Source organism: Arthrobacter crystallopoietes (assembly GCF_002849715.1).
GTDB lineage: Bacteria > Actinomycetota > Actinomycetes > Actinomycetales > Micrococcaceae > Crystallibacter > Crystallibacter crystallopoietes.
This window is the reverse complement of the sequence record NZ_CP018863.1, coordinates 361440-381961: the sequence shown is the minus strand read 5'-3', so window position 1 is coordinate 381961 and position 20522 is coordinate 361440. Positions and strand designations below refer to the sequence as shown.

Here is a 20522-nt window from a genome sequence, read left to right as displayed (position 1 = left end):
CCGCTGAACGTTCAGCACGCCGGAAAGCGTCAGTCGTCGTAGGCGTCGAAGTGTTCCAGGGAGACGATTCTGTTCGGATTCTTGACGCTGATCTGGCAGACGAGCATCGCCCCGGGCTTCAGATACGGATCTCTCGAGGGCAGCTGTTCTGCCAGTTCCTCAGGCAACCGGTCACGCAGGACCTTGATGACCTGGGGCAGGACAGGCCGGTGGGTGCAGACTGCCGTGGATTTGCGCTTGTCCAACAGATACTCGATGGCCGAGCGGGCCTTCTGCGGGTTCCGGTGGGCGCTGTGCTCCGTGATGGCCTCGACCGTACGGATCTTGCTTTTTTGCGAATTGGCGTACGGCGTGATGGTTTGCATGCAGCGCAGCCAAGGGCTGGAAACCACCCGTTTGGGCTGCCAGGAGGCGAGCAAGCGGCAGACCGCCAGCGCCTGCCGCAGGCCGGTGGCAGCAAGCGGTCGTTCACCTTCAGCCCGGGTCCAGGACGACCGCGGCTTTGCTTTGGCATGGCGGACGACGATGAAGGGGTAGGTCTCCAGGTCACCGTTCTCGTAGGCCTTGACCAGAGCAGCCAACGGTTCCTTATCCGAGGGGTTGCTCAGCAGCTCGGCTGCTTCCTCCGGGGTGCTCCAGCGGACCTTGTCCACTTCCTTGCCGTCCGGTTTCGGCGTCGCCTTGTCCAATTTGGCAGCCCAGTACAGTACTTCCTTCAGCCCCGAGGGCACCTGGTAATGGATAGTGGGCAGGGGGATGCCAAGTTTCACCCGCACGCCGACTTCTTCCTCGACTTCGCGGACAGCGCACTCGGGATTGGTTTCGCCGCTGTCCAGCTTGCCCTTGGGCCAGGACCAGTCCTTGTACCGCGGCCGGTGGATGAGCAAGAGTTCCAGCCGGCCCTGGCTGACACGCCAACACAATGCGCCGGCCGCGGTGACGCTGATTTTGGCGGGGGCTTCGGTCAGGTCCGTTGTTTTCAAGTCCGTCATCACCGGCGCGTCACTGCACGTTGGCGCGCGCGCGAAGCCAGCAACCATGACTGCACGTCGCTGAGCGGATTGCCCTCGGCGTCCTTGTGGTGCCGGGTCCACCTGCCTTGATTGTCCAGGTGCCAGCTCGCCGTGCCCGGGTCCATGTACCGGTCCATTAAGGCCACCAGATCGGCGACGTCTTCACGCGAACTGAGCTGCACCAGCGCTTCCACCCGGCGGTCCAGGTTCCGGTGCATCATGTCCGCCGACCCGATGTACACCACCGGATCGCCGCCGTTGGCGAACGCGAACACGCGTGAGTGCTCCAGGAACCGTCCCAAAATGGAGCGGACCCGGATGTTCTCGCTCAGGCCCGGCACACCGGGCCGGACGGCGCAGATGCCGCGGACTATGACATCCACCTGCACGCCCGCCTGGGAAGCGCGGTACAGGGCGTCGATGATTGCTTCGTCCACCATCGAGTTGACCTTGATGACCACGCGGGCCGGCAGACCGGCCTTGCGGTTGGTGATTTCCTTCTCGATCCGGTCTATGAGTCCGCTGCGCACTGACCGGGGTGCCACCAGCAGGCGTTTGAACGTGGACTTGGGTGCGTAGCCGGAGAGCTGGTTGAACAGCTTGGACAGGTCCTCGCCCACCTGGTCGCTGGAGGTCAGCAGACCCAGGTCCTCATAGTAGCGGGCGGTGCGGGGGTGGTAGTTGCCGGTGCCGATATGGCTGTAGCGGCGCAGTCGGTCGCCTTCCTGGCGCACCACCAGCGAGAGCTTGCAATGCGTCTTGAGCCCGACAATGCCGTACACCACGTGCACACCTGACTGCTCGAGCTTGCGGGCCCAGTCGATGTTGGCCTGCTCGTCGAAACGGGCCTTGATTTCGACCAGTGCCAGGACCTGCTTGCCGGCCTCAGCGGCATCGATCAGCGCATCGACGATGGGGGAGTCGCCGGAGGTCCGGTAGAGCGTCTGCTTGATGGCCTGGACCTTGGGATCCGATGCCGCCTGTTCCAGGAAGGCCTGCACCGAGGTGGAGAAGGAATCGTACGGGTGGTGCAGCAGAATGTCCCGGCGGCGCATGGCGGCAAAGACGTTGGCTGCCTTGGACGTTTCGCTTTCGTTCAAGTGGCGGCTGGTATGCGCCAGCTGCTTCGGGTAGTGCAGGTCATTGCGGTCGATGTTGGAGATGACGCTCAGGCCCCGGAGGTCCAGCGGCGTCGGCAATGCATAGACCTCGGACTCCTCCACGCCGAGCTCGCGCACCAGCAGTTCGCGGATGCTCGGGTTGATGTCCGTGGTGACTTCGAGCCTGACCGGTGGCCCGAAACGGCGGCGCAACAGTTCCTTCTCCAGCGCCTGGAGAAGGTTTTCGGCGTCGTCCTCTTCCACTTCGAGGTCTTCGTTGCGGGTCACGCGGAAGCTGTGGTGTTCCAGGATCTCCATGCCCTGGAACAGCAGATCCAGGTGCTGGGCGATGACGTCTTCAAGCGGAATGAAGCGGGCCGTCCGCCCCGGTATCGAGCCGGCGCGGGGACCGTCCAGCGAGATCATGCGCGGCAGCTGGTCGGGAACCTTGACGCGGGCAAAGAGTTCCTTTTCGCTGACCGGGTTCCGGACCACCACGGCCAGGTTCAGGGACAGTCCCGAAATGTAGGGGAACGGGTGGGCAGGGTCCACCGCCAGCGGGGTCAGGATCGGGAACACCTTTTCCCGGAACATCTTCGTCAGCCAGTCGCGCTCGCCGTCGGTGAGTTCTTCCCACCGGACCATGTAGATGTGCTCGTAGGCCAGTTCCGGCCTGATGATCTCCGCGAAGATCCGGGCGTGGCGGACCTGCAGCTTGTGGGCCTCCACCATGATCTGTTCCAGCTGCTCGATCGGGCTGAGCCCGGCAGCGGACGGCACGGCCAGACCGGCCGCGATGCGCCGCTTCAAACCGGCCACGCGGACCATGAAGAACTCGTCCAGATTGGAGGCGAAGATGGAGAGGAAATTCACTCTCTCTAGCAGGAACAGGTCCGGATCTTCGGCCAGTTCGAGCACCCGGGCGTTGAAGTCCAGCCAACTCATTTCGCGGTCCAGGAACCGGTCGTCCAGGCTGAAGTTGCCGTCGGGCAGGAGCGAGGGCGCGAATTCCGGGATGTCAATGCGGTCCTGTGTGGCGCGGGCCGGTGCCACTTCCGAGGATCCGAACCGTACCGGGGCCGGGGTTACCGATTCAGTGGCCATGGCGTCTCCTGTGCTGTTGCTGGGGGAGCCCTCATTGTGTGGGGCAGCAGTACCTACAACATTAACCGCTTTTCAGCTACCCTCGGTCCCGGCCGGTCCGTACATGACGTCAGTATCCCAGCGGGTGAAGCCGAGTTTGCGGTAGAGCGCGACCGCAGCCTCGTTGTCCGCATCCACGTACAGCATGATCGCCTGCTGCCCCTGTTCGTGCAGATGCTTCATGCCGGCAATGGTCAGCGCCTTGCCCAGTCCGGTGCCCTGCGCCTCGGGGGTGACTCCGACCACGTACACCTCGCCGATGGACGGATGCGTGCCCGTGCGCGGATGCACCTTGGTCCAGTGGAAGCCCAGCAGGGCGTCGTCGTTGTTCCGCACCGCGAGCAGGAAACCCGCGGGATCAAACCAGTCTTCCGCCATCCGTGCCTGCAGATCCGCGAGCGTGGTGGAGCCCTGCTCCGGGTGGTACGCAAACGCCGCGGCGTTGGCTGCCAGCCAGGCCTGCTCATCCTTGCCGGGAACGAAGGCGCGGATCGACACCCCGTCCGGAAGCACGACGTCGGGCAGCTGCGGGGCGTGGGTCAGCCGCATCCGCCAGAGTTCGCGCACCGGGGCGAAACCGAACCGGCCGGCCAGCTTGGCGGCTCCCTCGTGGTCGCCGTGGGACCAGGCCTTGAGCGCAGGCAGGTCCGTGTGTTCCTGCAGCGCGGCGACCAGCCCGGTGCCCACGCCCTGGTTGCGGTAGGTCGGGTGCACCACCAGCTCCAGGACTCCGTTGGACTCGCCATGCGCCGGCAGATTAACGACGGCGACGCCGGCCAGCGAGGTGGCGGTGGACGGATCGGAGCGTTCCTCGCCGGCATAGGAGGCGAGCACCAGCAGATTGTCCGGGTCGACGGATTTCAGGTTGACCCAGGTCTGTTCCGACAGCGGCGGGTTGCCGTCCGCCTCCGAGGCAGCGTCGGTCAGCGCACGGATGTCGCCGAGCACCTCCGGATCCGGCGAGCCCTTGATGCTCAACACGGGCCATTCAGCAGAAGTCTGTGCACTCATGCCTTCAGCGTAACCCGCGTACCGCTGCGGCGGGAGGAACCTTTACGCGGATTGCTCCAGGTCCGCGGCGTTGGCCTCGGGGTTGCGTGCCAGCGTGAACCGGTAGCCCACGTTGCGCACGGTTCCGATGAGCTGCTCATGGTCCGAGCCGAGCTTGGCCCGCAGCCGCCGTACGTGCACATCCACGGTGCGGGTGCCGCCGTAATAGTCATACCCCCAGACCTCATGGAGCAGCTGGTCGCGGGTGAACACCCGGCCCGGGTGCTGGGCCAGGTACTTGAGCAGCTCGAACTCTTTGTAGGTCAGGTTCAGCGGCGTCCCGCCCACGCGAGCTGTATAGCTGGCTTCATCAATAACGACGCCGGAGGCATGGATTTCGCTGTTGGCCTCCTCATCGTGCTGGTTGGCCCGGGCGATGACCAGCCGCAGCCGCGCCTCCACCTCGGCCGGGCCCGCGCTGTCGAGCAGAACGTCGTCCGCGAGCCAGTTCGCCGAGACGGCGGCCATACCGCCTTCGGTCAGGATCAGCATCAGGGGTGCCGCCAGGCCCGTGGTTTTGAGCAGCTGGGTCAAGGACCGGGCACCCACCAGATCCTTACGGGCATCGACCATCACCACGTCGGAGGGGTCGGTCTCCAGCAGTGCGGTCGGTTCCGCGGGGAGGACGTGCACCTTGTGGTTGAGCAGCTCGAGGGCAGGGAGGACGCCAATGGAAGGGCCTGGGGCATTGGTCAAGAGCAGAATGTGCGGCATATTTTCCTCCAGGGATCATTTAGGCGCACACCATCGGGCGAACGCCCGGCAGATACCTGCTTGTGACCGTGGGAGTTGCCGGACGGTTGCGCACTAGTATAACGCCGCGGTGGCCCGCGTCACCGAGTTCTCGCACGGATTCTTGAGATAAGGCAGGATGACAAGGGTGAGAATCTGGATGGTGGCGGTCGCTTCAGCCGCAGTGTTGTGTGCCCTGGTGGGTGCCTCCTATTGGTCGCAGACGGCTGTTGTCGTGATCGCCTGCGTAGGAGTCCTGCTGGTCGGCATCGGCTGGCCGCAACTGCTCGGCGTGCCGGCCAAGAAGACGCTGGCTACCGTCATCTCGGTGGGCGGCATTGCCGCTGTCCTGCTCGCCGCGGCGGCGCCTACCGGCATGTCGATGGCCTGGACCGTGGTGGTGGTCGCGCTGGGGGTGATGACGGTCTTCCTGATCCAGCTGGTCCGCGGGACGGGACAGCCGCACCGGCTCGAATCCACCTTCGGGGCGAGCACCGGCCTGGTCCTGGCGACCCTCGGGGCGGGCTGGGTGGCGGCGGAACGGCTGGCCGCCAACTCGGCGAACTCGGGCATGATGCTGATCACCGGCGTGAGCATGCTGGTAGCTATCGGCGTGTGTGTGCTGCCCTGGCCCGACCGGCTCGTGGCGCCGCTCGGCGTCGTCCTCGCAACGCTGGCAGCGCCGCTGGGTGCCGCGCTGAGTTCGAGCATCTCGCTCCTGCCGGCCGCGGTGGTGGGCGCGCTCGGCGGCACGGTCATTGTCTGTTTCCGCCGGCTGGTCCTCGCGGACGGCGGACCGAACAAAATCCCGGCCATCCTCGCCATCGGATCCGCCCCGATCATGGCCTCCGGAGCGCTGGTGTACTTCCTCGAAAAGCTGCTGCTTCGCTGACTCACGCGCCGAAGACACGGGTTGACCGAGGTCACACGGCGCGGTGCGTAATGCGGCGGCAGCACCGGCAGCCGCCGGTTAGTATGGAGGCATGTCGCATCTAGCACTTGAGATTTTCTTCATTAGCCTGCTCGTTGTCGCGGGTCTGTCCATGGCCTGGTTCGCCGGTCTGGTGGTCTGGCGCCTGTTCAAGGGCCAGAAGTAAAGGTTTCCCCTTCAAGCCATGGCCATGGAAATACCTACTGACCTGACACCGGAGATCGTTCCGTTGTCCTGGCTTCTGGGTACCTGGGAGGGCTCGGGGCGGCTTGGTGCCGGTGACGAGGGATCGGAACATTTCTTCCAGTCCGCCAAGTTCAAGCACAATGGCTTGCCGTTTCTGCAGTACACCGCGGAGAGCTGGCTCACGGACGAGGACGGGACCAAGCTGCGTCCGCTGACCGTGGAAACAGGCTTCTGGGCTTTGGAACGCAAACTCAACGACGCCGACGTCGGACCCGGCCTGGTCCCGGCCGATATTGTCCCCGCGTTGAAGTCGGCGGACGAGGTCGAAGAACTCCGCAACGGCAACGGCGGCTTTGATATCACGGCCACCATCGTCCACCCGGGCGGCATTTCCGAGCTGTACTACGGCCAGATCAAGGGTCCGCAGATCCAGTTGGCCACGGACATGGTCATGCGCGGTTCGCAGGCCAAGGAATACAATGCCGCAACCCGGATCTTCGGCCTGGTCAACGGGGACCTGTTCTGGCGCTGGGACGTCGCCGCAGCCCAGGGCAAAGAGCTCGAAGCCCATGCCTCGGCGATTCTCAAAAAGGTCTCCTGACCATCCCTTGTCCCGTTGGCAGCGACGCCGTGGGGAATACCGTAGCCGCTAGGACGTTGACGCTGGTATGACTTATCAAAGCCCTCTGTTGTCCCGCCCCGGCGCCGTCGAGGCCACCGGCCCCGATGCCGGCGTTGCCGCCCACTACGGGGACCCAATGCGCGAGCAGCGTCTGCTTGCGCGCGGCGAGGCCCTGGCCGATCTGTCCCACCGCGGTGTCGTTACGGTTACCGGGCCCGACCGCCTGAGCTGGCTCAACACCTTGTCCTCTCAGCTGCTGCTGGGATTGAAGCCCGGTGAATCCAGCGAAGCCCTGCTGTTGACCGTCCAAGGCCGGATTGAATATGACACCCGCGTGATCGACGACGGCGAAACAACGTGGCTCATCGTGGAGGCCTTCGAAGCCGAGGGCCTGGCCGAGTGGCTGAACAAAATGAAGTTCATGCTCCGCGTGGAGATCGCGGACGTCTCGGCGCAGTGGGCTGTTGTCGGGGCAGCGAAGGCTGTTGCCGGCTTTGAGGAGCGGCTGGTGTGGCAGGACCCGTGGCCCGAGGTCGGCGCCGGCGGCTTCGCCTACACGAGGATTGAAGAACCGCAGCACCCGGGCCGGGAGCGGACCTGGTTCGAATATCTCGTTCCCGCAGCGGAACTCGAATCGGCGGTGGACGGCAAGGAACTGGCAGGCTCACTGGCAGTGGAAGCGCTGCGCATTGCCGCCTGGCGGCCGCGTTTCGGGACCGAGACCGACGAAAAGACGATCCCGCACGAGCTGGACCTGATGCGCACCGCCGTGCACATGGACAAGGGCTGTTACAAGGGCCAGGAGACGATTGCCCGGGTGCACAACCTGGGCCACCCGCCGCGGCGCCTCGTCTTCCTGCAGCTGGACGGGTCGCAGCACACCCTCCCCGCCGCCGGCAGCGAAGTCCGGCTGGGCGAGCGCAAGGTCGGGACGGTAACGTCCGCGGCCCTGCACTTTGAGATGGGCCCGGTGGCGCTGGCCGTGATTAAGCGCTCCGTGGACCCGGAGACCCAGCTGCTGGTGGTAGACGAGGACTCGCACTACGACGCGGCCCAGGAGGTCATCGTGGCGCCGGACGCCGGCTCGGTAGTAGGCCGGCCCAAGGGCTTGCTGCGCGGCGGACCCCGCTGACCCACCCGTGCAGGCGGCGGCCGGGATCTAGCTTTGGCCGCCTGCCTGCAGGTGGGCAGACGTCTGTGTGCCGGATTCAATGAAGCCCAGTGCCAGCGCGGTGGCGCGAGAGGCCTCGTTGGTTTCGTGGCAGCGCCATTGCGGGATGAGTCCGGCCGTGAGCGCCTCGTGGCCGGCAATGGCCCCGATCAACGTTCCGATCCCGCGCTGGCGGTATCTCGGCGCGGTCAGCACCCCGATATGGCCCAGGATCTGCTGCCACTCTTTGTAACCGGAGCCGGCTATGGGTTCGGTTCCGTTGACCAGGACAAAGGACTTGTCCATCGCGGTGAGTGCCACCTCGTGGATGTCATCCGGCGGGCACAGCGACTCCAGCCGGGAGGCGTCCTGAACGGCGGTGGAAACCGTGACTTCCTCGTCCGGCTGGACCATCGGCAGGTCATCGGCAAAGTACAGCCGGGACTTGCCCAGGCCGTGGCCGCCGTGGCCCTTGGTCAGCTGGAGCAGCGTCTGGTACTCGGCCAGCTCGGCGTCGGTATGGCCTGCCGCGGCCTCCACGGCCCATTCCGGACCGACCAGCGCCGATCTGCCGAACAGCCGCACAAAGGTGAGGGTGTCGGCGTCGTTGTCTATCCGGGTCAACCGGCCCGACGGCGACGCGAAGGCGGAATCCTCGAAGCCGAGCATGCGTGCCCAGGCCAGCATCACAATATCCGCGGTGCCTGAGTCCAGTTTCATGTTTGCCACCCTACATCTACCCAGTTCCTGACCGGCTCAGCCAAAGAGAACTGCCGCCTCGTCGTAGCGGTGCTGCGGCACGGTCTTCAGGTTTCCGAGCGCCTCTTCGAACGGAACAACGACGACGTCGGTGCCGTGCAGGGAGACCATGGTTCCCCAGCGTTTGTCCGAAACGGCGTCGACGGCAGCCATGCCGAGCCGGGTGGCCAGGACGCGGTCATAGGCCGAGGGAACGCCGCCGCGCTGGATATGGCCCAAGGTCGCGGCCCGGGTTTCGATGCCGGTCAGGGCCTCGATTTCCGGCGCGAGGTGTTCACCGATGCCGCCCAGCCGGGGACGGCCGGAAGCGTCCGTGCCGCGTTCGGCCCAGGGCTCGGCGTCGCCCTCCGGAACCCAGCCTTCGGCCACCACTACCAAGGGGGCACGGCCGCGGTCGTGAGCCTCGCGGACCCACTCGGCGACCTGGGCGGTGCTCACCTTCTGCTCCGGAATGAGGATGGCATGGGCGCCGGAAGCCATCCCGGCGTGCAGGGCAATCCAACCGACGTGGCGGCCCATGACCTCGGCGATCATGCACCGGTGGTGCGATTCACCGGTGGTGCGCAGCCGGTCGATGGCCTCGGTGGCGATCTGGACGGCTGTATCGAAACCAAACGAGTAGTCCGTGGCGTCAAGGTCATTGTCGATGGTTTTCGGCACTCCGACAATCGGCAGGCCCGCGTCCGTCAGTTCACGAGCGCCCGCCAAGGTCCCTTCCCCGCCGATGGCGATGAGCGCATCCACATCCAGGCGGTCCAGCGTGGCCGCAATGTTCTCCGGACCGCCGTTGGGTCCGTCGTAGGGATTGGTGCGGGAGGTACCGAGGATGGTTCCGCCCTGTTTGGAAATGCCGCGCACGCGCTGGCGGGGCAGTTCGATAATGTCCCCGTCGACGACGCCCCGCCAGCCATCGAGGAAGCCGACAAACTCGTGGTCATGGGACTTGATGCCTTTGAGCACAACGCCGCGGATCACCGCGTTCAGGCCGGGGCAGTCGCCACCGCTGGTCATGATGCCGATTTTCACTCAGGTCCAACTTTCGTCGCGGGAATTGCCGATCGTCTCCAGAGCGCACCGTCGGGCTCCCTTCGATTCTAGGCAACTCCACTGACGAGGGCACCCCTGACGCTGCATGCGCCTGCTGCAGAGGCAAAAAATCGATACACCGGAACAGCAGAAGGTCCCCGCGGCGGATCTCGCGGGGACCTTCATTCGGCCGTGTCGGCGGCACCCGGCGGCAACAGCCAGCGGCAGCAGCCGGCGATAACTGCTCTCAGCGGCGGCGGGTGCCCTTGCTCTGGAGCAACCTCTCCAGCGCGATGCTGCCGTCATACTTGGGCAGCAGCAGCCAGGCCACCAAATAAGCGGCGACGCCAATGCCGGGAAAGAGGAAGAGCAGCAGGGTAACGATGCGGACCACGGTGGCGTCCCAGCCGAACTTCTCGGCAATGCCGCCGCAGACACCTCCTACCCAGCGGTTGGGGCCGCGGCGGACCGGGATGGAACGGAGAGTCTTGTAAAGGGTGTCCATGGGATCAATGCTTTCGTGTTTGGGTTCGATTGTCACTTGTCGTCGGCGTCGGCCGAATTGTCCTTGTTGCGCAGGACGCTCCAGATGCCCCCGGCCACCAGCGCGAGGCCGGAACCGATCAGCAGGGCAATCAGGACGTGGCCGACGTCGAAGCTGATTTCCCAGAGCACGCTGAGCAGGACCAGCAGGCCCACTGCTACAGCGATCAGGCCCCAAACAATGGTTCCCGTGCTCGGGCCGGTGATGCCGCCGTCGTTGTTTTCAGTACTCATTGCGAGCCTTCCCTTCCCTGGGCTTCAACAATGTTCACATCGCTGGCTGCGCCCTTGATCTGCAGGATGATGTCCGGCCCGGAGCCGTCGTCGTTGATGATGAAGGACCCCGGCTGCCACATGCCAGCGGTCTGCCGGCTTTGGCCGTCCGCCTCGTATTCAACGTTGCCCATCGCCACGGCGGCCTGGACTTCTACCGGAACGTCCTCGGGCACAATCACCGTCACGGACGCGGCCGCCGCGTTCACCGGCACCACCACGGGGCCGCCGAAGGTGCTGGCGGTGACGTCGGTCAGATCCACGGTTCCGTTGCCGGCTACAACGCTGTAGCCCTCGCTGGCAGGTGCCCCCGCTTCGGGAGTCCAGGTGGAGTTCGTACCGACCGCATAGTTGGCGGTCTGCCACTGCACACCGGCGGTAAAGACCAGTGAGAGAACGACGCCGACGGCAGCCAGGAACCCGAGGACGCCCGAGGTGCGGCCGCGGAGGCCCAGGACCACGATGCCCAGTCCGATGCACAACAGTGCGGCCGCTGTGGCTACCGGCAGCCAGGCGCCGGCCAGGGTGAGGTAGCCCAGCTGGTTCAGGGCCAGCAGGATGCCGCCCGCCAGCAGCGCTGCTCCCAGCGTGAGGGCGATATCGGCACCGGAGGGCCCGCGCCGCCGCGGTTTCGGCGGCACCGGAGGACGAACCGGCCGGGGTGTGTAAACGGGCCACTGCTGTTCCGTTGCCGGCTGGGCCCCAGTGGTGTAGGGATCGCCGGCGGCGGCGTGCGGCATGCCAACCGGATCCAGCGGGATGGTCGGATCCTGCTCCCGTCCCGTCACGCCCTCAGTGGGCAGGCCATAGGCTGAACCGGCGGCTGAGCCGGCGGCCGGGCCGTAAGCAGGCGGAACCGGAGCTCCGGGAGCGGCCGGGGCGAAGCCCTGCGGTGCAGGACCGTACGGGCCGTATGCCGGCGGCGGCGTGGCGCGGTTACGCGTAGCGAGCCAGTAGATGAAGTAGACGATGGCTCCCAGCCAGATCACCGCCCAGAGGAAGCCGCCGAAGTCCCAGCCTTCGGCGAAGAAGCCGAAGGGCCAGGCAAACAGCCCGAGGACGGTGACGATCAGTGCTCCGGTCATGCCCGAGGTCCAGCGGCCCCGGCCGGCTTCCTCGGCGTGGATCCTGCCGTCCGGTTCCGGCAGCAGTGCCCACGCAAGGCCATACAGCAGGACGCCGATGCCGCCGAAGATGAACAGCAGCACGAAGATGCCGCGGACCAGAATCGGATCGAGCCCGACCCGGTGGGCGATGCCGGAGGCCACGCCACCGACCCAGCGGTCCTGTCCGCGCGGTGTGCCCAGACTGCGGAACCAGTCGAAGAAGCTGTTGCTGCCGGACGGCTGCGGGGGCGTGTAGGCAGGAGGCGCCGGCGATTCCGTGCCGCGGACATCCTCGTCGCCGGGACGGTCCGTGGAGCCTTCCGGTCGGGATGGTTCAGAGGGGTGTGAGGTCATAGTCCGATCATTCCAAGCCGCGCCGGTTGGTTCTATGGGGGGCTACCCTGAAGCTTCCCTGAGCGGTGGCCGAGGGGCCCTGAGATCCGCGCGGATTGGTTCAGACCCGCCGCCGGGCGTGCTTGGATTAAGGCATGTACGCACCTCTTGTCCGTCCCGCCGACCGCATTATTGCGGGCGTCTGCTCCGGGCTGGCCGCCCATCTGGGGCTTTCGGTCAAGTCGGTCAGGATTTCGATGGCCGTACTCACCCTCGCCAGCGGCGCCGGGCTGTTGCTCTATGCCTGGCTCTGGCTGCTGGTTCCGACGGCGGACGAGGCAGCCCGGGCCGACAACGCGGCCTTCAACCCGCGCAACATCGCCGGAAACTTCGCCCGCAACTTCGGCGGACCGAGGCCGGCGGGTCCAACGCCGACTGGCCTCCTGCCGGGAACCGGCGTGCCGCCTGCGCAACGCCCGATCGGCACTCCGGCTGCGGCTACCTCTGCTGCTGGCCCCGGCGGCAGGACCCGCACCGCCGAACTCATGCAGCGCGGCGGCTGGGAGATCGCTGTCGGCGCGGCGCTGGTCCTGGCCGGCGGAGCCTTCGTCGCCCAGTTGGCAGGCTTCAACGTACCGTGGGAAACCTGGCTGCCAATGCTCGCCATTGTCACCGGGGCCGTGCTCGCCTGGATGCAGTTGGATAACTCCCGGCGCAACGGCATCATGGACCGTGCGGGGGCCACCGGCGCGCAGGGGGTAGTACGGCTCATCGCAGGACTCGTGTTCGTGGTGGCCGGCATTTTCATCCTGATCTCCGGTTCCATCAGCTGGGACGTGATGTGGCCGACGCTGCTGGCCACGCTGGCCGTCCTGGCCGGCGTCGGGCTGGTCCTGGCCCCGTGGGTGGTCAAGTACTGGACCGATCTCGAAGCCGAACGCTCCGGCAGGATCCGGGAGACTGAACGGGCCGAAATTGCGGCGCACCTGCACGATTCGGTACTGCAGACGCTGGCCCTGATCCAGAACCGGGCCGCCTCGGAACAGGACGTCACGCGGCTGGCCCGTGCCCAGGAACGCGAATTGCGCGAATGGCTGTACCGGGACAAGCGCAAGGAAGAAGGCAATCTGGTGGACCGGATCAAAGCCGTCGCTGCGGAAATCGAGGACGCGTACGGTCATCCGATCGACGTGGTGGCGGTGGGCGATGCGCCGATGACGGAACAGCACGAGGCCCTGATCCATGCCACCCGGGAAGCTGTGCAGAACGCGGCCAAGCACGCCGGCGGCAGCATCTCGGTCTACCTGGAAAAGACCCGGGGCAGCACGGACGTCTTCGTCCGCGACCGCGGCCCCGGTTTCGAACTGGCCAATGTGCCCGCCGACCGGCTGGGCGTCCGGGAATCACTGATCCGCAGGATGGAGCGCCATGGCGGCGAGGCTCGTATCCGCAACACCGGAAACGGCACCGAAGTACATTTGAGCCTGAAGCATCCTGAGGAAGGAAACCACTCATGACCGACCCCATCCGCATCGTCGTGGTCGATGACCACGCCATTTTCAGGTCGGGCTTGAAAGCGGACCTGGATTCCAGGATCGACGTCATTGCGGAGGCCGCAACCGTGGACGAAGCCATTGCCGTCATCCACGAGGTGAGGCCCGCCGTCGTTCTTCTGGATGTGCATCTGCCCGGCGGCCGCGGCGGCGGGGGTGCCGAAGTGGTTGCCGGCTGTGCGGATCTGCTGGCCTCCACCCGGTTCCTGGCACTAAGTGTTTCGGACTCCGCCGAGGACGTTGTGACCGTCATCCGGGCCGGTGCGCGCGGCTATGTCACGAAGACCATTTCCGGAGCGGAGATTTCGGATGCCGTGGTGCGCGTGGCCGGGGGAGACGCGGCCTTCTCTCCGCGGCTGGCCGGATTCGTGCTGGATGCCTTCGGCACGGCCGCTGTTGCTTCCGTTGACGACGAGCTGGACAAGCTCTCGGCCCGCGAGCTGGAGGTCATGCGGCTGATCGCCCGTGGTTACAGCTATAAGGAGGTGGCCAAGGAACTGTTTATCTCCATCAAGACCGTGGAAACGCATGTGTCGGCGGTGCTGCGGAAACTCCAGCTGTCCTCGCGCCACGAGCTTACGCGCTGGGCCGTGGACCGCCGGATCCTGTAAACCGCCGGATTCTAGGAACGGGGTTAAAGCCGGAGTGCCGGCCTCCCGAAGGAGACCGGCACCCGATGAGGCGGCTAACTTGGCTTACTTGGCGGTACCGAGGAAGTCCTGCAGGCGGCCGATGCCGGTGGCCAGATCCTCGTCGCCGAGCGCGTAGGAGAGGCGTACGAAGCCGGACGGACCGAAGGCCTCACCGGGAACGATGGCTACTTCCACCTTGTCCAGCACCAGCGAAGCCAGTTCGGCCGAGGTGGACGGGCGGACGCCGTCGATCTCCTTGCCCAGCAGCCCGCGCACATCCGCGTAGGCGTAGAAGGCGCCCTTTGGCGTCGGGCATTCGATGCCTTCGATGGCGTTGAGCCCGTCAACCATGGCCTTGCGGCGGCGGTCGAAGGCGACCTTCATCTCGTCCACGGCCGTCAGCGGTCCGGAGACGGCGGCCAGCGCAGCCATCTGCGAGACGTTCGCGACGTTGGAGGTGGCGTGGGACTGCATGTTGGTGGCGGCCTTGATGACATCCTTCGGGCCGACCATCCAGCCCACCCGCCAACCGGTCATGGCATACGTCTTGGCCACACCGTTGAGGATCACGACCTTGTCTCCGAGCTCCGGAGCTGCCGTGGCAATGGAAGTGAACGGCACGCCGTCGTACGTGAGGTGTTCGTAGATTTCGTCGGTAATGACCCACAGGCCCTTGGACGCGGCCCAGCGGCCGATTTCCGCAACCTGCTCCGGCGAGTACACGGCACCGGTGGGGTTGGACGGCGACACGAACAGCAGGACTTTGGTGTTCTTGGTCACCGCTGCTTCCAGCTGGTCGACGTTCACCAGGTAGCCCTGTTCGGGACCGGCGAAAATCTCCACCGGGACACCGCCGGCCAGCCGGATTGCTTCCGGGTAGGTGGTCCAGTACGGCGTCGGCACCAGAACCTCGTCGCCCGGATCCAGCAGGGTGGCGAAGGATTCGTAGACGGCCTGCTTGCCGCCGTTGGTGACCAGCACCTGGGCCGGGTCGACCTGGTAGCCGGAGTCCCGCAGCGTCTTTTCGGCAATGGCCTGCTTCAGCTCCGGAAGCCCGCCGGCGGGGGAGTAGCGGTGGAACCGCGGCTCGCGGGCGGCCTTCACTGCGGCTTCGACAACGTAATCCGGGGTGGGGAAGTCCGGCTCGCCCGCGCCGAAGCCGATGACCGGACGTCCGGCTGCCTTCAGTGCCTTGGCTTTTGCGTCGACAGCCAGGGTGGCGGATTCGGCGATGGAGGCTATGCGCTGTGAGATGCGCGCGTTGGCAGGCATGGATTTCCCGTCTTTGAGGCGTCAGAACAATTGGTCCATGGCCCAGTTTAGGGGCTTGCCCCGCGGCCTGTCCTGTCTTGGGCAGGGAAAAGCGTCCAGATGAATGCCCTGCAAGCCGTTCGGTTTAATAACGACGGCGGAAATGTTGCATAATGGAGAGTCGCTTGGTGAAGGCGGCATGAGGGCTGGTTCGACGTGAGGGTTTCCCTGACGTAGACTTAGACCTCGGTGTTGAAAAACGCCATGATGGTTTGCGCCCGTATTCCGGACGCTTACCTCTTGGTTTCAACGCATAGGGTAGTGGCGCAATTGGTAGCGCAGCGGTCTCCAAAACCGCAGGTTGCAGGTTCGAGTCCTGTCTGCCCTGCGCATAACCGTCTTGGACGGGAAGCAGCAGTTCAGCAATCCAACGTAGAAGCTAGCGGCGTTGCCGGTCTCCGCCGGCGGGCCGTGTACCGGACTAGATGAGTGAGGCACAGGTTGACCGAAACGGCTGCCAACAGCTCCAAGGGACGCCCCTCAGGCAGGAAGTCCGACAAGCGCGGATTCTTCGGCAAGATCGTCCTTTTTGTCCGCCAGGTAATCGGTGAGCTGAAAAAGGTGGTCACACCCACCCGCAAGGAACTGCTGAATTACACCCTCGTGGTGATTGCCTTCGTGGTCATCATGATGCTGATCGTGACAGTTTTGGATCTGGCTTTCGGCCAGGGCTCGCTCTACATCTTCGGTGACGGAGCGCCCGAACGGTAGCGTCTTTGCTCAGGATTCTGCCGTGTGCACCGGAGACGGCAACGCGCCGGGCCTGAGAATCAGGCGCCATTGAATCAACAGAGCTGAAGAAGAAAGCAGGAAGCTAAGTGTCCGAGCAGGAACTCGAGTCGCAGACCACCGAGGAAACCGCTGATCTGGAAGCCGAGGATCAGGCTACTGAGACCGGTGCCGATCAGGCACCGGCTTCCGACGTTCCCGGGGAAGTTTCCGAGGAAACGGAACCGGCCGACGAAGCAACCGTTGAAACCGCACCGGCCGAAGGCGAAGAGCCGGCCGAAGGCGAAGAGCTTGCCGACGCCGACGCAGAGGAAGCTTCCGCAGTGGAGCCCGCCGCAGCCCCTGAAGAGGATCCGGTCGAGGCGTTCCGCGCCAAGCTGCGCCGCCAGGAGGGTGACTGGTACGTCATCCACTCGTACGCCGGCTACGAAAACCGTGTGAAGGTCAACCTGGAGACCCGTATCCAGACCCTGAACATGGAGGACTACATCTTCGAGATCCAGGTCCCCATGGAAGAGGTCGTGGAGATCAAGAACACCACGCGCAAGATCGTCAACCGCGTGCGCATCCCCGGCTATGTGCTGGTCCGCATGGAACTGACGGATGCTTCGTGGGGCGCCGTGCGCCACACTCCCGGTGTGACCGGCTTTGTCGGCAACGCCCACAACCCGGTTCCGCTGAGCCTGAACGAAGTGTTCTCCATGCTGGAGCACACCGTCACCGCCGGCAAGACCGAGGGTGGCAAGCCCTCCAAGGCTGCACAGCCTTCGGCCCCGATCACGGTGGACTTCGAGGTCGGCGAATCGGTCACGGTCAATGACGGCCCGTTCGAGACCTTGCCTGCCACGATCTCCGAGATCAAGCCGGAATCCCAGCAGCTGGTGGTTCTGGTGACCATCTTCGAGCGCGAGACTCCGGTTACGCTCTCGTTCAACCAGGTCACCAAGATCCAGTAGTAAAGATTTCGCGCAGCCCGGCCCGCTTTAGCCGGAACTGCGCGGGCGGCCGCCACGCCATGGCGGCCAAACCACCGCCGGCACGCTCCTGTGTCTGCGGTACGTAAATTAGAGAAGGACCCGATATGGCCCCGAAGAAAAAGGTCACCGGCCTCATCAAGCTGCAGATCCAGGCAGGCGCCGCCAACCCGGCACCGCCGATTGGTCCGGCACTTGGTCAGCACGGTGTCAACATCATGGAATTCTGCAAGGCGTACAACGCCGCTACGGAAGCCCAGCGCGGAAATGTGATCCCGGTTGAAATCACGGTTTACGAAGACCGTTCCTTCACCTTCATCACCAAGACCCCGCCGGCTGCAGAACTGATCAAGAAGGCTGCTGGCGTGCAGAAGGGTTCCGCAACCCCGCACACCACCAAGGTAGCCAAGCTGACCCAGGCTCAGGTTGAAGAGATCGCCTCCACCAAGATGGATGACCTCAACGCCAACGACATCCAGGCTGCTGCCAAGATCATCGCCGGCACCGCCCGCTCCATGGGCATCACCGTCGAGGGCTAATTCCCCAAGGCGTTACCGCTGAACGGCCACAGGGTTTCCCAGGCCGGAAGCAAACAAGACAAAACTAAAGAACGACGGCGCCATACGTCACCTTTTCAAGGTGGCAACGCCGTCGTAGTGGCAGGGCCGGGCGCGGTCCGCAGACCACAACTGCACAAGGAGAAAAAGCAGATGGCAAAGCGCAGCAAAGCATATGAGGCAGCTGTAGCCAAGATCGAGGCGGACAAGCAGTACGCCCCGGTCGAGGCAATCACCCTGGCGAAGGAAAGCAATCCTTCCAAGTTCGACGCCACCGTTGAGGTTGCACTGCGCCTCAGCGTCGATCCCCGTAAGGCTGACCAGATGGTCCGCGGTACGGTCAACCTGCCGCACGGCACCGGTAAGACCGCACGCGTCCTGGTTTTCGCCACCGGTGATAAGGCTGAAGCCGCAATCGCGGCCGGCGCCGACTTCGTTGGTTCCGATGACCTGATCGAAAAGATCCAGGGCGGCTGGACCGACTTCGACGCCGCCGTGGCAACCCCGGACCTGATGGGCAAGGTTGGACGCCTCGGTAAGGTCCTCGGCCCGCGTAACCTGATGCCGAACCCGAAGACCGGCACCGTGACCCCGGACGTGGCCAAGGCTGTCAACGACATCAAGGGTGGCAAGATCGACTTCCGCGTCGACAAGCACGCCAACCTTCACTTCATCATCGGCAAGGTTTCCTTCGATACCAACAAGCTGGTGGAGAACTACGCAGCCGCACTGGAAGAGGTGCTTCGCCTGAAGCCGTCCGCTTCCAAGGGCCGCTACATCTCGAAGGCCACCGTTGCAACGACCTTCGGCCCGGGCATCTCGATGGACCCGAACGTCACCAAGGTTTCCACCGAAGCCTAAGGAAGCAATCCCTACGGGATCTTCTACAACAGAACGGCCCAGCATCATGCTGCGGCCGTTCTGTTCGTTTAAGTGGCGCTTAACTAGCCGGCCCTGACGCGGCCGCCGCTCCCGCAAGGCGGCTAAGACTTGGGTGCCAGCAGGCGGTCAAAGACGAGCCCCGTCGCCTGGGCCTGGACATAGATGTCCACGACGTCCACGGCCCAGTCCTGTGCGCTCCATTCAGATGGCCGGGAGAAACCGGACAGCGATCCGCCCAGCAGTTCACCCCCGTACACGACGGCGAAGACGGTATTGATGGCCTTCTGGCCGCGCAGCCCGAGTGCCGCGGCGGTGCCGTAGGCTGCTCCCCACATGGCTCCGATGGCGAAATGCGCACTGTAGTTCAGCAGCTTGCGTCCGCGGATGGACTCGACCGTCACCGGCAGGAACTTCTCCGTGAGCTCTGCGGGCGCATAACTGTCCGGGCGCCCGGTGATCGGCATTTCTACCAGCCTCTGGAAGGCTGTCATGACCACGGTTCCGGCCATTCCTGCCAGCATGCCGCGGCCGATGAATGCCACCGCTCGTTTTCCAGCGCGTCCGCTCAAGAGCTCCATACTGCATCGTAGGGCCGTTGAGGGATGCCGGGGAAAGGCTTCGCAGGAGATTGGACATGCAGATCGCTGCTGGTGTCGAATTGGTGGAGCAGGTAAGCTGATTGGGGAAAATCAATCACTGAGTGAAGGGCGCTATGTCGACGACGTCGATCACCATACAGCCCATCCGAATTCCCGAATCGTTGGAGACCTCGGATGCAGAGGATTTCGTTGCCTCCTCCGAGCTGGCCAATCTGGTGACCGGCCAGCTGTGGGGCAATAACGACCTTTGGGTCAGCCCTGCCGTGCGGTTGGAGGGCGCCCGCGCCAATGATTACGAGCAGTCGTTGCTGTGGGCGGCCAAGGACGGGGACAGGCATGTTGGCCGCGCCGTCCTGGAAATGACGAAGCGAGACAACCTGCACAGTGCCTTTGTGTACGTCATGGTCCATCCCGGCTTCCGTCGACAGGGGATTGCACGCGAACTGCTGTGGACTGCTGAAGCCTCCGCCCGGGACCACGGCAGAAGGGTGCTGCAGTCCTATAGTGAACACCGGGCGGGCTTTGACCCGGAGGCAGCGGACGTCCTGCGAGCGAAAACGGGTACAGGCTCACTGCCGGGCAGTTCGGCGGCCGTCTGCTTCGCCCGGTCCCATGGATATGAGTTGGAGCAGGTGGAGCGCTTCAGCGTACTTGCGCTGCCGGCGGACGACGCCAGGATCGAGTCGCTGGAGTCGCAGGCGGCTGCGAAGGCGGCGGAGTACCGGCTGGTGGTCTGGGAAGACGTTTGCCCGGAGGAATTCGTGGACCAGTATGCGTTGCTGCGGCAGAGAATGAGCACGGACGTGCCGTTGGGTGAGATCGATTATCAGGAGGAAGCTTGGGACCGCGCGAGGGTACGCCAAGGCGAAGAGGAACTCCGGCGTAAAGGTGGCCATTCCCTCGTCATCGCTGCCCTGCAGCTGGCGAGCGGAGAACTTGCCGGGCATACTTTTTTGGATTACTACCCGGAGAAGCCCGACGTCATTTACCAGGAGGACACTTTGGTCCTGCGTGCCCACCGCGGCCACAGTCTGGGCATGCTTATGAAGGCGCATAACCTGCTGCGGGTCGGCAGGATCTGGCCGGAAGGGCAGCGGTTGCTGACCTGGAATGCGGCCGAGAATGAGCACATGCTCGCCATCAACGATGCCTTGGGTTTTGTCCCCGCCGGGTATGAGGCGGCATGGCAGAAAAGGCTGGGTGCCAGCGCCTGACTGGTCGCCAGGCTATGCCCGATTTGGCCATGGCCATCCCATCGCGTAACCTTGAACTACCAAAGACCGTCGGTCGTTGATTTCCCCTAAGAATTCAACCGAAA

Annotated in this window: 21 protein-coding genes and 1 tRNA gene; 11 read left to right on the top strand and 11 right to left on the bottom strand. The window is 64.7% G+C overall.

What is annotated here, in order from left to right; genetic code table 11:
- Positions 1-29: 29 nt before the first annotated feature.
- The 4 genes from AC20117_RS01800 to AC20117_RS01785 form a co-directional block, all read right to left on the bottom strand.
- Positions 30-995 (bottom strand): NUDIX hydrolase, encoded by a 966-nt coding sequence (locus AC20117_RS01800; RefSeq protein WP_418202234.1) that lies wholly within the window; start codon positions 993-995, stop codon positions 30-32.
- Positions 992-3217 carry an RNA degradosome polyphosphate kinase gene (locus AC20117_RS01795; RefSeq protein ID WP_074701244.1) on the bottom strand — a complete coding sequence of 742 codons (2226 nt, stop codon included), beginning with the start codon at positions 3215-3217 and terminating at the stop codon, positions 992-994. The genes AC20117_RS01800 and AC20117_RS01795 overlap by 4 nt, the downstream gene beginning before the upstream one ends.
- A 72-nt stretch (positions 3218-3289) precedes the next feature.
- A complete protein-coding gene (gene mshD / locus AC20117_RS01790; RefSeq protein WP_074701245.1) occupies positions 3290-4267 on the bottom strand; it encodes a mycothiol synthase in 978 nt (325 codons plus the stop codon).
- 42 nt (positions 4268-4309) lie between these two features.
- A complete protein-coding gene (locus AC20117_RS01785; RefSeq protein WP_074701246.1) occupies positions 4310-5020 on the bottom strand; it encodes a winged helix-turn-helix transcriptional regulator in 711 nt (236 codons plus the stop codon).
- A 166-nt stretch (positions 5021-5186) separates the two neighbouring features.
- Between AC20117_RS01785 and AC20117_RS01780 the strand changes: the two genes are divergently transcribed.
- The 3 genes from AC20117_RS01780 (at position 5187) to ygfZ (ending at position 7909) form a co-directional block, all read left to right on the top strand.
- Complete coding sequence (locus tag AC20117_RS01780) at positions 5187-5930, top strand: hypothetical protein (RefSeq protein WP_236777416.1); 744 nt, start codon at positions 5187-5189, stop codon at positions 5928-5930.
- 223 nt (positions 5931-6153) lie between these two features.
- Complete coding sequence (locus AC20117_RS01775; protein WP_074701248.1) at positions 6154-6756, top strand: nitrobindin family protein; 603 nt, start codon at positions 6154-6156, stop codon at positions 6754-6756.
- Positions 6757-6823: 67 nt separating this feature from the next.
- Complete coding sequence (gene ygfZ / locus AC20117_RS01770; protein ID WP_074701249.1) at positions 6824-7909, top strand: CAF17-like 4Fe-4S cluster assembly/insertion protein YgfZ; 1086 nt, start codon at positions 6824-6826, stop codon at positions 7907-7909.
- 27 nt (positions 7910-7936) lie between these two features.
- Here ygfZ and AC20117_RS01765 read toward each other — a convergent pair whose 3' ends face one another.
- From AC20117_RS01765 to AC20117_RS01745, 5 genes are all read right to left on the bottom strand, one after another.
- Entirely contained in the window at positions 7937-8647 is a 711-nt protein-coding gene (locus AC20117_RS01765; RefSeq protein ID WP_074701250.1) for a GNAT family N-acetyltransferase, read from the bottom strand.
- A 36-nt stretch (positions 8648-8683) separates the two neighbouring features.
- Complete coding sequence (locus tag AC20117_RS01760) at positions 8684-9712, bottom strand: 6-phosphofructokinase (RefSeq protein ID WP_074701251.1); 1029 nt, start codon at positions 9710-9712, stop codon at positions 8684-8686.
- Between the two features lie 247 nt (positions 9713-9959).
- Complete coding sequence (locus AC20117_RS01755; RefSeq protein WP_074703294.1) at positions 9960-10217, bottom strand: PspC domain-containing protein; 258 nt, start codon at positions 10215-10217, stop codon at positions 9960-9962.
- Positions 10218-10249: 32 nt separating this feature from the next.
- Positions 10250-10489: a hypothetical protein gene (locus AC20117_RS01750; protein ID WP_074701252.1), complete on the bottom strand. Its 240-nt coding sequence runs from the start codon at positions 10487-10489 to the stop codon at positions 10250-10252.
- Positions 10486-11988 (bottom strand): PspC domain-containing protein, encoded by a 1503-nt coding sequence (locus tag AC20117_RS01745; RefSeq protein ID WP_074701253.1) that lies wholly within the window; start codon positions 11986-11988, stop codon positions 10486-10488. The genes AC20117_RS01750 and AC20117_RS01745 overlap by 4 nt, the downstream gene beginning before the upstream one ends.
- A 134-nt stretch (positions 11989-12122) precedes the next feature.
- Between AC20117_RS01745 and AC20117_RS01740 the strand changes: the two genes are divergently transcribed.
- Positions 12123-13484, top strand: coding sequence for a PspC domain-containing protein (locus tag AC20117_RS01740; RefSeq protein WP_074701254.1), 1362 nt, complete (start codon positions 12123-12125; stop codon positions 13482-13484).
- A complete protein-coding gene (locus AC20117_RS01735) occupies positions 13481-14131 on the top strand; it encodes a LuxR C-terminal-related transcriptional regulator (protein WP_101632503.1) in 651 nt (216 codons plus the stop codon). The genes AC20117_RS01740 and AC20117_RS01735 overlap by 4 nt, the downstream gene beginning before the upstream one ends.
- A gap of 84 nt (positions 14132-14215) precedes the next feature.
- Here the strand turns inward: AC20117_RS01735 and AC20117_RS01730 are convergent, their stop codons facing one another.
- Positions 14216-15424 (bottom strand): pyridoxal phosphate-dependent aminotransferase, encoded by a 1209-nt coding sequence (locus tag AC20117_RS01730; protein ID WP_074701255.1) that lies wholly within the window; start codon positions 15422-15424, stop codon positions 14216-14218.
- 294 nt (positions 15425-15718) lie between these two features.
- Here AC20117_RS01730 and AC20117_RS01725 point away from each other — a divergent pair.
- The 5 genes from AC20117_RS01725 to rplA all read left to right on the top strand — a co-directional run bounded on the left by AC20117_RS01725 (position 15719) and on the right by rplA (position 18584).
- A tRNA-Trp gene (locus tag AC20117_RS01725) sits at positions 15719-15791 on the top strand.
- A gap of 113 nt (positions 15792-15904) precedes the next feature.
- Complete coding sequence (gene secE / locus AC20117_RS01720; RefSeq protein WP_083339782.1) at positions 15905-16174, top strand: preprotein translocase subunit SecE; 270 nt, start codon at positions 15905-15907, stop codon at positions 16172-16174.
- A 107-nt stretch (positions 16175-16281) separates the two neighbouring features.
- Complete coding sequence (gene nusG / locus AC20117_RS01715) at positions 16282-17148, top strand: transcription termination/antitermination protein NusG (protein WP_074701257.1); 867 nt, start codon at positions 16282-16284, stop codon at positions 17146-17148.
- Positions 17149-17273: 125 nt separating this feature from the next.
- Complete coding sequence (gene rplK, locus AC20117_RS01710; RefSeq protein WP_074701258.1) at positions 17274-17705, top strand: 50S ribosomal protein L11; 432 nt, start codon at positions 17274-17276, stop codon at positions 17703-17705.
- A gap of 171 nt (positions 17706-17876) precedes the next feature.
- Positions 17877-18584, top strand: a complete 708-nt coding sequence (gene rplA, locus AC20117_RS01705) for a 50S ribosomal protein L1 (RefSeq protein WP_074701259.1) — start codon at positions 17877-17879, stop codon at positions 18582-18584.
- A gap of 122 nt (positions 18585-18706) precedes the next feature.
- Here rplA and AC20117_RS01700 read toward each other — a convergent pair whose 3' ends face one another.
- Positions 18707-19174: a hypothetical protein gene (locus tag AC20117_RS01700; protein WP_211482311.1), complete on the bottom strand. Its 468-nt coding sequence runs from the start codon at positions 19172-19174 to the stop codon at positions 18707-18709.
- 143 nt (positions 19175-19317) lie between these two features.
- Between AC20117_RS01700 and AC20117_RS01695 the strand changes: the two genes are divergently transcribed.
- Positions 19318-20418 (top strand): GNAT family N-acetyltransferase, encoded by a 1101-nt coding sequence (locus AC20117_RS01695; protein ID WP_074701261.1) that lies wholly within the window; start codon positions 19318-19320, stop codon positions 20416-20418.
- Positions 20419-20522 lie beyond the last annotated feature (104 nt).

Excerpts from the sequence above, each read along its gene's own strand:
- AC20117_RS01795 (WP_074701244.1), bottom strand. The coding sequence starts at position 3,217 with ATGGCCACTGAATCGGTAACCCCGGCCCCGGTACGGTTCGGATCCTCG.
- mshD (WP_074701245.1), bottom strand. The coding sequence starts at position 4,267 with ATGAGTGCACAGACTTCTGCTGAATGGCCCGTGTTGAGCATCAAGGGC.
- AC20117_RS01785 (WP_074701246.1), bottom strand. The coding sequence starts at position 5,020 with ATGCCGCACATTCTGCTCTTGACCAATGCCCCAGGCCCTTCCATTGGC.
- AC20117_RS01775 (WP_074701248.1), top strand. The coding sequence starts at position 6,154 with ATGGCCATGGAAATACCTACTGACCTGACACCGGAGATCGTTCCGTTG.
- ygfZ (WP_074701249.1), top strand. The coding sequence starts at position 6,824 with ATGACTTATCAAAGCCCTCTGTTGTCCCGCCCCGGCGCCGTCGAGGCC.
- AC20117_RS01765 (WP_074701250.1), bottom strand. The coding sequence starts at position 8,647 with ATGAAACTGGACTCAGGCACCGCGGATATTGTGATGCTGGCCTGGGCA.
- AC20117_RS01755 (WP_074703294.1), bottom strand. The coding sequence starts at position 10,217 with ATGGACACCCTTTACAAGACTCTCCGTTCCATCCCGGTCCGCCGCGGC.
- AC20117_RS01750 (WP_074701252.1), bottom strand. The coding sequence starts at position 10,489 with ATGAGTACTGAAAACAACGACGGCGGCATCACCGGCCCGAGCACGGGA.
- AC20117_RS01745 (WP_074701253.1), bottom strand. The coding sequence starts at position 11,988 with ATGACCTCACACCCCTCTGAACCATCCCGACCGGAAGGCTCCACGGAC.
- AC20117_RS01740 (WP_074701254.1), top strand. The coding sequence starts at position 12,123 with ATGTACGCACCTCTTGTCCGTCCCGCCGACCGCATTATTGCGGGCGTC.
- AC20117_RS01735 (WP_101632503.1), top strand. The coding sequence starts at position 13,481 with ATGACCGACCCCATCCGCATCGTCGTGGTCGATGACCACGCCATTTTC.
- AC20117_RS01730 (WP_074701255.1), bottom strand. The coding sequence starts at position 15,424 with ATGCCTGCCAACGCGCGCATCTCACAGCGCATAGCCTCCATCGCCGAA.
- rplK (WP_074701258.1), top strand. The coding sequence starts at position 17,274 with ATGGCCCCGAAGAAAAAGGTCACCGGCCTCATCAAGCTGCAGATCCAG.
- rplA (WP_074701259.1), top strand. The coding sequence starts at position 17,877 with ATGGCAAAGCGCAGCAAAGCATATGAGGCAGCTGTAGCCAAGATCGAG.
- AC20117_RS01695 (WP_074701261.1), top strand. The coding sequence starts at position 19,318 with ATGTCGACGACGTCGATCACCATACAGCCCATCCGAATTCCCGAATCG.